This window comes from Streptococcus sp. A12 (assembly GCF_905372335.1).
In the GTDB taxonomy this organism is placed as follows: Bacteria; Bacillota; Bacilli; order Lactobacillales; family Streptococcaceae; genus Streptococcus.
This window is the reverse complement of record NZ_CAJPOU010000040.1, coordinates 1-12,182: the sequence shown is the minus strand read 5'-3', so window position 1 is coordinate 12,182 and position 12,182 is coordinate 1. Positions and strand designations below refer to the sequence as shown.

At 39.3% G+C, this 12,182-nt stretch carries 10 protein-coding genes; all 10 read right to left on the bottom strand.

The window, feature by feature from the left end; genetic code table 11:
* On the bottom strand, positions 1-1,303 hold a 1,303-nt coding region (locus tag QZ158_RS06320), incomplete at its 3' end, for a type IV secretory system conjugative DNA transfer family protein (protein ID WP_293886825.1).
* Positions 1,304-1,307: 4 nt separating this feature from the next.
* A complete protein-coding gene (locus QZ158_RS06315) occupies positions 1,308-1,553 on the bottom strand; it encodes a hypothetical protein (RefSeq protein WP_000113751.1) in 246 nt (81 codons plus the stop codon).
* Positions 1,554-1,722: 169 nt separating this feature from the next.
* Positions 1,723-2,157: a single-stranded DNA-binding protein gene (locus QZ158_RS06310; protein WP_293886818.1), complete on the bottom strand. Its 435-nt coding sequence runs from the start codon at positions 2,155-2,157 to the stop codon at positions 1,723-1,725.
* A 78-nt stretch (positions 2,158-2,235) separates the two neighbouring features.
* A complete protein-coding gene (locus tag QZ158_RS06305) occupies positions 2,236-4,452 on the bottom strand; it encodes an LPXTG cell wall anchor domain-containing protein (protein ID WP_293886816.1) in 2,217 nt (738 codons plus the stop codon).
* 70 nt (positions 4,453-4,522) lie between these two features.
* Complete coding sequence (locus QZ158_RS06300; protein ID WP_366928199.1) at positions 4,523-5,167, bottom strand: LPXTG cell wall anchor domain-containing protein; 645 nt, start codon at positions 5,165-5,167, stop codon at positions 4,523-4,525.
* Between the two features lie 96 nt (positions 5,168-5,263).
* Positions 5,264-6,343, bottom strand: coding sequence for a hypothetical protein (locus QZ158_RS06295; protein ID WP_293886812.1), 1,080 nt, complete (start codon positions 6,341-6,343; stop codon positions 5,264-5,266).
* 13 nt (positions 6,344-6,356) lie between these two features.
* Positions 6,357-6,695: a conjugal transfer protein TrbC gene (locus QZ158_RS06290; RefSeq protein WP_293886810.1), complete on the bottom strand. Its 339-nt coding sequence runs from the start codon at positions 6,693-6,695 to the stop codon at positions 6,357-6,359.
* 93 nt (positions 6,696-6,788) lie between these two features.
* Entirely contained in the window at positions 6,789-8,639 is a 1,851-nt protein-coding gene (locus QZ158_RS06285; RefSeq protein ID WP_293886808.1) for an ATP-dependent Clp protease ATP-binding subunit, read from the bottom strand.
* Between the two features lie 2 nt (positions 8,640-8,641).
* Positions 8,642-10,387 carry a DNA topoisomerase gene (locus QZ158_RS06280; RefSeq protein WP_293886806.1) on the bottom strand — a complete coding sequence of 582 codons (1,746 nt, stop codon included), beginning with the start codon at positions 10,385-10,387 and terminating at the stop codon, positions 8,642-8,644.
* A gap of 160 nt (positions 10,388-10,547) precedes the next feature.
* Positions 10,548-12,182: LPD25 domain-containing protein (locus tag QZ158_RS06275; protein WP_366928198.1), on the bottom strand; the 1,635-nt coding region annotated here is incomplete at its 5' end.

Here is a 12,182-nt window from a genome sequence, read left to right as displayed (position 1 = left end):
CAGCATTTCCCTTCTCTCCACCTTTTTGTTTCGGATAAATGGATTCTGCGACTGCGTTGACATAAGTTTGAGTCTTCTCATAGTAGCCCTTCTTTGCGGCTGCTATGGCCAAAGCTAGAGGATTGTAGGACATGGACCAATCCATATTTTGGAAAGAAAGAACATTGACATCAAAGTCACGTTGTCTCATGAGTTTGTAGGATGCTTGATAATGCTCCCCTTTCGGGTCTGCTAGAACCATTGATGGCTGCAATTCTGCACGACTGTTAATATCAATCCCTGTAGTGATATGACCTTCCCCCTTACCTGAGCGAGTCATCCCAATCCCTAACAGATTCGTCGGCTTGTCTTCAATGTAGTAGTAACCTGAAGGAAAAACTAACATTCCTAAAATCCGTTCTGCATTGGTCACGTATCGACTGATTTTCCTATTTTGCCATAACATTTGGGTTCTCAGTGTTTGTCCTACTAAATCATGAGTCAGTTCATGAAATACTGGAGCCCCACCTTCACCTGGATAAGTTAAAGATTTATTGGGAATCTTCTTGTATTGACGACGAATTTCATTAATCGTCACAAATCGGTCATCTCCCTCTTCATTGTTGTTATAGTCTCGAAATTGCTCGAAGTTTATCCAAGCAGATTTCCAGGCAATAAGTAAGCCCAATAGAAAGATTGGAAATGCTAAAATCGGTGCTATCAAGAACACTTTAGCGTTCAATAAACTTTGAAATAAGAGGCTATTTAAGTCAAAGTTTACGGCCTTACTAGCATCTTTAAACGACCAAACACTAAAATAGAGAAAGCGGATTGTAGCCCTTAAAACAGTAACCAAGTAATTCGTCAAGATAAAAGCAATAAAGCTAAAACCTAGTCCCATATAAACGAAGCTGCGATAACTTTTAAAATAAAGAATCGGTTTCATTTCTTTATCAAAACGTTTCCGTTCTCGTTTGACAAAAGGGAGGGTATAAAATATCCTGAAGAAAACATTCCAAAGGATGAGGGAGATAAGCGCAATGATTTTTGGAATCAATAACTTTACCCATTCGAACAGCCCTCTGGCTGATTGCTTCCATACCTGTTCCCAATCAATCGCTTTGCGACCTTTCCAACCTCTTTTAAAAATCTGCTGAAGAAAACTCTTGCTTTTTAGTAACCTTTGATACTGCCTTAAAAAGTAAGGTTGAAAGAGTCTGAAGAGGTAATAACCTGCGACTCCTAGAAAAAGGAGGGTATTGAACCAACTGGCTCGAATCACTTGGATAAGGGTGTAAAATACTACTTCAAATAACTCAAACAAACTACTACCCCCTCACACCTTCCAAGAACCATTCCATTTTTCGAGTATAGAAGCTCGAAAAGAGAAATATGTGAAACTGTAGCCTTGGAGAGGCTTTTTCATAACGGTGAAAGTAACTTTCTAACCATTTCTCTCCATCCAACTGAAGAACATTCAATCGACTGGATCGACTTTGTTCTAAGTAATTGGTCACCTGAAGAGATTCTGCAATCAATTCATCAGACAGATAATTGTATTTTTGTCTTGCCATTGTTGCACTCCTTTCTTATTATCTCTTAATTCCCCTCTATTCTAAGGGATAATATCAAATTCTTTGTTAAAGGGACAAAAGATATTGTTATATCATAAGTTATATACCTTTTATACAATAAATAGACAATAAAAAAGCACACAAGTGTTCTTGTATGCTTTCAATCCCTTTAGAACGGGGAATCCACATCTATTGGCTCTGGATAAGATGAAATTTGAGAAATTGCAGATTGAGAAGGAGTCAAGTTCCCTTGTTTTCGTTTCGTTGCTACCTCTTTACTTTCTAAAAAAGTAATGCCATCATGTTGACTTGGGGCAATATATTGGTAACTCCGACGTTGCCCCTGATTATTTGTATAAGTCCGCTGAACAATTTCTCCTTTTACCAAAATAGGAGATCCTTTTGACAGACTTTGCGACATAATTTCTGCTTGTTTTCCATACACTTGTACATGAAAGAAGCTAGTCAAAGGGTTTCCGTCATTCCCCTGTAAACTAGAATCACAGGCAAAGTCAAACTTAAAACTAACATGTCCATTAGCAGTTCTACCAACTGCATCTTCTGGAATGTCTGACACACGACCATTCGCAATGAATTCTTGCATTACATTAACCTCCTTGATGATCAAAGGCCACAAGTACCTTATCTTATTCCTTGTGACCAATGTTATTATGATATCAAATTAGTCTTCCTTGCGCTTACGAACACCAACAAGAGCCAATCCTGATAGTAACACACCACCAATAATGCTTAAGACGCTCCCTGCTTCCCCAGTAGATGGCAATACACTTGCTTTTTGAACTGGGGTAGGTGGAACTGGTGTTGGCTCTTCTGGAGTTGTAGTCATCTTGTAGTAGTGCACACTGACTTCTACTGGAGCTGGAGCCTCTGGCGCATCAGGTGCCTTAACCGTTGCTTTTTGAACTGCTACAGCAATTGGTTTTGGTGCTTCTGGTGCTTCTGGAACCTTCACATCTAGGTTTTTGACTTCTAAATTTGGTTTCTTTGGCTCTTTCGGCACTTCAGAAGCAACTCCAAAGATACCTGCAACAATGGACGTGTTGATGTAACCAGGCAGGTAATGAGTTCCGCTAAAAACGACCTTCTTAGCTGTATCCAAGTTAAACTGCACACCATTTGAGTCAATCACCCCACCTGTGGCTTGTGACACATCACCAGTACCAGCTGAGTAGCTATTCCCTGATTGAGTGACATTACCCCCTTTCACGAGTTTGGCTCCATCCAGACCGTTTAAGGTCACTGTTTGATTATTGTCAATGTCATTGAAGGTTACTGTTGAAACGGTATTGCTGGTTGACACTTCGTAATCATAGGATTTAACCATAGCAAAGATCGCACCTGTAGCTCCTACATTCCCGCCAGTTGCACCTTCACCAGCACCGCCAGTCACCGTACCATGCGTTGTGGCAAATACACCCCAAGCAATCCCACCATCTTTAGCACCCCAAACAGCTAAGTAGGTATTTTCAGCCGTCCATGCCTGGATGTTACTAATTTTAAGGGTTACATCGCCATTACTTGTATTTTTAATGATGACCGTACCAGAACCATTGATTTTAAAAATATAATCAAACGTGGCATCTGTATTTTGGTTGCGGTCTAAGGATTGGATAGCATCGGCAGCCGCTGTACGTAGGTTGCCCCAAGAAACTGCTGGTTCATCTCCTGTCATTCGTTGAGCAGTACCCGCTTCAACCGTTGTATTTTCAGCCCATTTAACGCCTGATTCCCTACCAATCCCTGCCTGGTAATCCGCAAGGGCCTTGAGATAGGCATCCAGTTTTGCCTGTGCTTCTTTTGTGGAAGCGTCTTGTTTCCCTACGCTATCTGCGACTGCTTTTTGATATACTGCGATATTATTTTGAATAGCTTGATAGAGCTTATCTCCAGTTAGGCCTTTGGTATCAATATACTTAGGATGGACCGTTTCGGTCTTTACATCAATTGGAACATTATTTTTTTTAGCCAAGTCAATCACTTGGTTTTGACGACCATCTGCTCCTTCAAGCTCCGCAACTCCAGATGACTTGGCATCTTTAAGGGCCGTATTTGCTTGGGTATAAGCTTTTTGGTTGGCTTGATAAAGGGCTAGAGTCGCTTTTAAGTCAGCTACGGATTTATCTTGAAGGGTAATTCCTGCCTTGATAGCTGCCTGGTAAAGCTCCAAGTTTTCAGCCATAGCTGTGCGCAGTTCATCGCCTGTGAGGCCTTTAGTGCCCTTATATTCTGGTGTTTGATCTGTTGTGGTCTCAGTAACAAGGAGCCCCGCCTTTTTAGCTTGATCGATGAGTTGGTCAACTTCAGCAGTGGACTTGTCTAGGTGTTCTTGTCCTTCTTTGACCACCGCTTCATGTTCTTTACTTGTTTCTTCATAGGCTTTTTGATTAGCTGCTTGTTTTTCTGTCGCTTCCTTGACTGCCTTGTCCTGTTGATTCAAGTCAGTTAGAATTTCAGAAGTCTTTTCAGCTGCGTTACCACTGTTGATCACAACCTCTTTGGTGTCACCCTCCTTCACGACAACACCTGTGTCTTTCGCTGTAGAGACATTGTCTTTCAAGGTTGCCTGTGCATCTTCAACGGCTGTAACTGCCTGATCTTGTGTCGTATGAGCTGGAACAGACGTTGGGATGTCACTTGTCACAGCTGACTGTTTTTTGGCTGAGGTTTCCGCACTAACAGATGCTTGACCAGCTGCTGGAGCAACCACTTCTGTTGTTGGTTTTGTTTGAGAAGTTGTTACTTCATCAGCTGAGACTGCTCCTGCCCCCATCAGGACTGCCGTAGTAGCAAGAACAATTCCATATTTAGCCAGTAGCGCTGAATGAGTCCCTGTTTTGAATTTACGAAGGGAAAAAATTTGTTTAGTTTCTTGAGTCATAGTGAATTTCCTTTTCTTTTTTTGATCTTAGTTTAATGACATCTCGGTCTAAATGAATAATGAATTACCCCTAGAAGATTTTCTTCTTCAGGAATCCTAAACTTGTCAGCATGATAGTTCCTAGTAGACTTAGGAAACCACCAGCTTCTTCTCCTGTTTTAGGCAACGTTTTCATTTCACCTGAGGCTGAAGTTAGAGTAACCGTACCATCTGCATTTGTCTTACCGCCTATAGATTCGGCAGAGACTAAATTAGTGCTGCCATCAGCTTGTTGTACGACTACCTGACTATTTTGGGTACCGACAACGGTTTGACCACCATTCGTTTCAAACGGATCAAACGTCCGATTAGGTTCTGGCATTGGAGCTGGATTCTTCGACTCTTCGCTTGGTGATGTAGGGGTAGCCCCTCCATTTCCATTAGTTGACGGATCGGTTGTTCCAGGCGTAGTTGGATTACCATTATTTCCGTTGTTGTCAGATGGTTCTGTAGAAGTTCCTGGAGTAGATGGATTTGTCGGCACTACTGGATCCGATGTACTTGGATCTGTGGGAGTACTAGGTTCTGTTGGTGTGCTTGGTGTGGATGGATCTACTGGAACTGTTGGTTGCGTTGTCCCAGTATCAGAAGAACCAGTATCTGTGGCTGGAGGGGTACTATCCGTTGGCGGTACTACCACTTCTGTAGATGGTGCGCTTGGATCAACAGGTGCCACTTCATCAGCGGAGATAAACCCAGCTTTAGATAGCGCAAGAGCGGACACAGTTAATAGTGTGAGTAATTGTTTTTTAGTCATGATACGTTTCCTTTTCTACTTTTTAATTTTGATGTATTCAGATGCTTTGGGTTCTGTCGTGATGACATAGCCATATTTAGAAGACTTAGAAGTCTCAACCGAGAAACTCAATCGAATACTGGAAGCCTTCTCTCCTTCTTTTACAGATAGGACATAGGTCACCGTATATTCTTTTGTTTTTGAATCATAGGTTAGTTTCTCAAGAATCACTGACTGCACCGTTCCTTCTTTTGGAACGGTGTATTTGGCATCTCCATCTGACAGGAAGTCTGTTAAGTTTTCCTTTTTACCAGAATAATAATTAGGTAAGAAATAACGACTGAAGACATCTATTTGATGTTCCTTATCTACTAAGTCCTGGGTATTTTTCAGTTCTTGATAGAGATAGATCACTTGTTCAGACTGGCTTGATAGTTGAGCGAAAGCAAAAAATACACCAACGATATTTACTACTGCAAGCACTCCTAAAAAACCTAAGAATAGATAAAATTTCTTCAGAGAAACTGACTGCTTTTGAGATACGGGAGAAACAACATCTGTTTGATCCCTTGCATTTGGAACAGGTGGTAGGCGATTGGGTTGTGAAACAGCCATCGTCTCACCTTCAGCTGGGAAAATAGGAAGAGAAGAATCAGACAATCCCATACTTTGTTTATATACAGGATAAATCTGGTTCTCAAAATACTCCCTTTTTTCTTGATAGCTATAATTTGCAAATTCAGAGCGAGTAAGTATCGCTTGAATGAGGGGAAGCAAGAGGTTTTCATAGTCTTCTGTAATGAGGAAGGGACTAGCGTAAACCTCTCCTTCTGTCACTACGCTTTTCCCTTCCAGATGGGCGATTGCTACTTTTTTCAGCTGAAACTGACCATACGCTTGTTTCAACTCTCTAAATAACAACTCCGCCTGGTGAAATGTTAGGTAGGGCAAACTTTTTGCAATCGGCTGAGAAAAATCAGAAATATGATCCAATCCCTTGATGATATCAAGCAACTCACTATCATCCTCTGGACCTCTTCCATCTTCCCAGGTGATTTCTAGAAATAAGTCATCTGTAATCGTACAGCGACCTTTATTAAAGAGCGCAAAAGCCATATATCACCACCCCTTAATTTTTCACAAAATCAAAAATCCATTCAATGATACTTGGACCTGCAGAAACACCAATAATTGCAATTGCAATTGATACCCAATGTTTTTTCATTGAGGCTTTTAACTCCCGTCCACCAAACGCATAAATGAGCGAGGTGACAACGGCAGCTAGACCAAATAGCGCAACACTGACTAGCTGAACTTTTGTAATTCCTTGTTTTGCCAAGTTATCCGACTTAACAAATGGATCGTCCGCATACACTGTAGATCCTGTTAGGAATAGGGAAAGGCTCAATAAAAACATCTGTGATTTTGTTTTTACTTGCTGAATTTGTCTTGTCAAATAATTTTTCATAGAAATCCTCCTTTGTTTTTTTGACAACGTTAGTATAATAGATAATTGAAAAAAATTTTTTAAAGGGACAATCATTTTTTTTTAAGGTGAGTTTTAAGAAAATAAAGCTTTACCAAATGACGTATTTTCAGCTTCGACCTCGAATAATATTTTTCTTTTGTCTTCACGGTGATACTCATCTGGTGCATCACCTTCTACCCAAAGATGAAAATGATACTCTTGGTTGGGATCAGATAAGTTCAGAAACTCTTTAGAAATTAAAGGAAGTACTTTATGCTTAATCACTCTTTCAAGTGGCCGTGCACCGTCCTTTATATTTGTTCCTACATCCAATAAATAAGTAACCAAACTTTCTTCGTAAGAGAGAGTCAACTTTTTATTCTTCATTCTTTCTTGAATTTCTGATAGCTGTTTGACAATAATTTCCTTATTCACTTCCTCGTCTAACATGTTAAAAATCAATTTATATTCAATTCGATTGAGAAATTCTGGTCGGAATTTAGTCTCCAACTCCAACGTCATGCTCTTTTCAAACTGAATTTTATCCCTATCGGTTAGCTTTTTAAAATTCCCTTTCAATTCGTACTGCTTAATAATTTTTTGAGAACCAATATTCGTAGTAATAATGACAATCGTATTCTTAAAGCTCACTTGCCTTCCAGTTGAATCAGTCAAACGTCCTGCATCAAGCACCTGCAAAAATAAATCTACAACTTCCGAGTGTGCTTTCTCCACCTCGTCGATCAGAATAACGCTATAAGGTTTCTGTTTAATCTTCTCAGTCAATTGACCTTTCGTTCTAGTTTGACGATCACCAATCAGCTTTGTGATATCTCCCTTTTGTTTATACTCAGACATATCAAAGCGAATGATTGCATCCTCATCATCAAACATCCTCTCTGCCAATGCCAGGGCAAGCTCTGTTTTCCCAACTCCTGAAGTTCCTAAAAACATGAAGGAAGACAAGGGCTTTCTTTGATCCTGTAAGCCAGCTTGTGCAACAGTTATAGCGTTCACAACAGCTTCTACAGCCTCATCTTGGCCTTTAACACGTCGTGACAGCTTTTCTTTTAAACCATCTAGCCTTTCCTTGTCACCTTTCAAAATCGTCGTGACAGGAATACCTGTTTTATTTTTCAGCACCTCTGCAATTTCTTGCTTACCTACATGGCCTAACCCATTTGTAGAACAAATTGTCGCTGCTTCATCTATTAAGTCAAAGGCTTTATCAGGTAAAAATTGATCAGGTATGTAGCGAACAGATAGAAGTACAGCTTGTTTTACAGCATCGGAACTAATAGACACCTGGTGAAAGTTTTCATAAATAGTTTTAGCTTGTTCAAGAATTTCAATCGCTTGAGTAGTTGTTGGCTCATCAACTATAATTGGCTGCATCCTTCGCTCTAGCGCTCGATCCGTTTCGATATATTCATGAAATTCATCCAATGTAGTTGCGCCAATTAATTGCATCTCACCACGTGACAAAACTGGTTTAATAATATTTCCAGCATCCAAAGCGCCCTTATCTGAACCACCAGCACCAACAATAGTATGAAATTCATCAATAAAGAGAAGATTCTCTCCTTTAGTTTCTACCATCTCCTCAATAATTTTTTTAAACTTAACAATAAATCCTCCATCCTCATCTGACATTAAACTAGATAGTTCCAGAGAGCGCACGGTCAAGTCTTTTAATTTGGGAGATACCTGGTTTCTTAAAATGGCTAAAGCAAATCCTTCAACAATAGCTGTTTTTCCAACTCCAGCTTCTCCTACCAAAATGGGATTATTCTTAGTTCGTCTGAGAAGAGTGGTCTGAACAGCTTCTACTTCCTTATCACGTCCGTAAACCTGATAATCTTCTGCTTTTTTTGAAACTTTTTCTGTCAAATTATCTGTATAACGATCTAAGTAGGGTGTTTTTTTCTTTTCTTCAGTAGTCACACTTAATCACCTCTTTCTTTTACTTCCTTGATTTGAAGAGTGAGCTTATCTTTTATCGCATCCACAAATTCTCGTGGATTGATTGTCCCTTCTCCAATTTGAGATAGAAACATTTCCCAGCCTCCTGTTGTCTCTGGATCAGAGAACTCATTATCATAGAGATAATTAATCAGTAGATAGGCCTTGTTGGTAGGAGTTAGTTGACCTGTTTTTTTATCTTTAATGACATAACCCTTACTCTGAATTTTTTTAATGATTTCTCCTCTAGTGGCTTGTGTTCCTAAGCCATATTTAGGAAATATTTGGCCAATCAATTGGCTTTCAGTTAGTCTTTTAGGTGGTTTTGTTTCACCCCCTACAATCTGGACTTGTGTATCAATTTTATCTCCCACTTGATAATCAGGAACTTCAACAGAACCTCGTACCTTTCGAGAACTCCATTCAGCCCATCCTAATTTATGAAGCGTTCTACCCTTTGTTTTAAAAACAAGACCATTATTTTCTACTTCAATTGTTTTGGTTGAATAATAACAATCATCCGCAAACATCAAGATTGCCTGCTTCACAACTGCTTCATAAATCAGTCGTTGATCAGTTTTTAAATTTGAAAGGTTTGGAATTCTTTCAGTCGGAATCAAGGCTGAGTGGCTCGTACCAGACACTTTTTCATCATTGACATAATCTTCTCTAGGCTCCAAAAACGCTGGCTGAAAATGACAATTAATAGCTTTTTGATAGGCAGATAGATTTTCTTTTAAATCGTCAAATTCAAAATGATTGATGTATTCTGAGTCTGGTCGTGGATAGGAGAGAAAACCTTCCAAATACAGTCCCTCAACAATGCTCTCTGTTTTATTTGAGTCAAATTTCCAGGCGCTTGCTGCAAAACTTTGTAATGCTGACAAGGTAAATAGTTGTGGAGCTGATTTCTGATGTTTTTCTACCTCAACTGAAGAAACAATAGAGGTGGCTGATAATCCCCTTGAAGAGGCTAAAATAGCTTCACTATCTTTAGTTTTATCTTTGGTAGTAAAGAATACCCCATTTTCCTTATCCTCCAGCTGAAGCTTCCAATATTTTTCTGGAGTAAAGTTGCGAATCTCTAAATCATTCTCACAAACTAGTCTGATCGCTGGTGTTTGAACTCGACCAACCGATAGATGGCTACCTTTTGTTCGAGGGAGTTGTCCTCTTGCTTGAAGATCAATCGTTGCAAGAGGTGATAAGTTCATTCCTACCAACCAATCACTTTGTGCACGTGCTTCAGCTTCTAAATAGTAATTGTAGGTTTCTGAAGGTTCCTTTAATTCCTGAAAAGCTTTTTGAAGAGCTTTCTTTGTCATGGAGCTTGCCCAAAGACGTTTCCAAATTTTCTCCTTGCCTCCTGGTATGTGCGATAAAATAGAGTACGCAATACGCTCTCCTTCTCTATCAGCATCCGTCCCAATAATCACTTGATCCGCTGCTACCACTTCATCATAGATTCTCTTAAATTTTTCTCTGGAACCCTTGTCCTCTTTCAGATGTTGCTTAAATGAAACATTTGTAAGAGGTAATTTATCAAGTGACCAGTTGTCTGGTTCGCTGTATTCAAATAGGTGCCCTTCAGCAGCTACCACATGTACTTCAGCTGGAAAATAGAGTGACTGCCTAATGACATAGATACCTTTCTTTTTACTAAATTCTCCCAAAGCTGTAGCATAAGCTTCTGCTTGTTTCTCTTTTTCAGCCAGAATAACTATAACCATATCATTCTCCTTCTACTTCATTTTCTGTCATTGTAAGCTATAATTAAAAAATCTTTTGTAAAGGGACATCGACAAGGGATAGAGTGAGTTGATATCAAAAAACAGCATATAAAGTTATATAACTTTATATGCAAAAAGAGGCTCTTAAAGAGCACTCTTTCTAGACTTTAAGTCCCTTCTTTGGGCTTTGGATAAAATTTTGATTTTGTACCACCTGTCTGTTTAACTGATAAGGCTTTGTATGTTGCTCAACACTTTTTACAATCTTAGATACTGTTCCATGAATCCGTTTCATAGATTGCGCTAGTTGTTGATCGTCAAGAGAGGTCAAATTATCAGTCCAAATTGCCATATAGCGAATGGCTTTCTCAGAGGTATCTAACCCAAAATGCTTAGAAACTAGATAACTTGTCATCTCAGCTTCAAGTTCTCTACGATCTTTTGAGACATCCTCCTTATACGAGTTAGCAAGTTTAGGATTATGTAGACTAGCATGCGCTAACTCGTGAATTGTGGTTGCAACGACTTCTCCAGGAGTATTATCTGGATTCAAAAGTATTTTTTGTTCATCTGGATAAAAAGCTCCCTTCGCACTCCTCAACTCTTTTGCATCGTCTTGATAAATGGTTACACCGATACTATTTGCATAATCGGAAAGTCCTTCTAGCACTTCTTTAGTACGAATATGATCCATATTAAAGTCATAGTGACGATTTGGCATCGCTTTTGGATAAAATTCAGGCTTCAAGGTTGTTTGAGACAACTCAAATACCTTATACGTAGCGAATTTAGCTAAGCCTGTATTTGAATCTCTTTCATGGAAGAAGCGAGATTTCAATTTTCCTTCCTTCTTCAAAGCCTTTTCTTCAGGTGTCGCTTCAGAAAGTCTTTTATATTTTGGATTGCCTTTTCCATTTTTTACTTGGTTCCCATTTTCATCCAATACAGGAATCATTTCAACCATCATAGGTCTAAACAAGGTAATATGTGATTTTTCTCCTGTCTTAACTGAAAGATTGTTATGGACAACTTCTCTTGTTCGACCTGTTTTTTTATTGGTATAGGTATTTCTAGTTTCAAATACCTGATCTGAATTAATCCCAAGAACTTCCCCCATCGATTGCCATTGATTATAGGTTGCGACTGCATTCGCTCCTGGCCACTGTTCCTGAATCAACGCTACATTTCTAGGCGAGAGTTCTGGAAACTTACTCATAAAATTCAGATACTCTTCTAACCGTTCAGGTGTTTCTGTGTACTCTCTCACTTTTTGAAAAGCAACTTCACTTAATTCATGAGGCGTTAAAGTAGCATAATCAATACTACTTGAGTTTATTTCAGGGGTTTCCAAATTCGAAATAGATTCCTCTTTCAGAATCTCCTCTACATGCTGAAGCAAATTAGTTTTAGTTTCTTGCTTAGAAGATTGAAAAGCTACCGCTTCTCTTGTATCAGGAGTTTGACCTTCTCCCTCTTCTATCAATCGAGCTGATTCATTCGCTTCCAGGGAAATTTCCTTATTCACTACTCTATTTTCCAGCTGAGAAAGAATTTCTTCATCCATCGATGCTAGTTCAGATTGACCGTTGAGTCGACGATATCCTAATCCTAGCATTTGTGAAATTGGTGTAGTCTCATCTCCAATATCATATCGAATTCCCTCTTTAATCATTTCACCCCCTGGAGCATAAACATCAAACTTAATTTTGGTAGGAGGGATATAGCCTTCAGTATTGCCTGCTGTTATTTGTTTTATTCCTTCTTGATGAATTGGATAAAAGTCCTGATTGGCCTT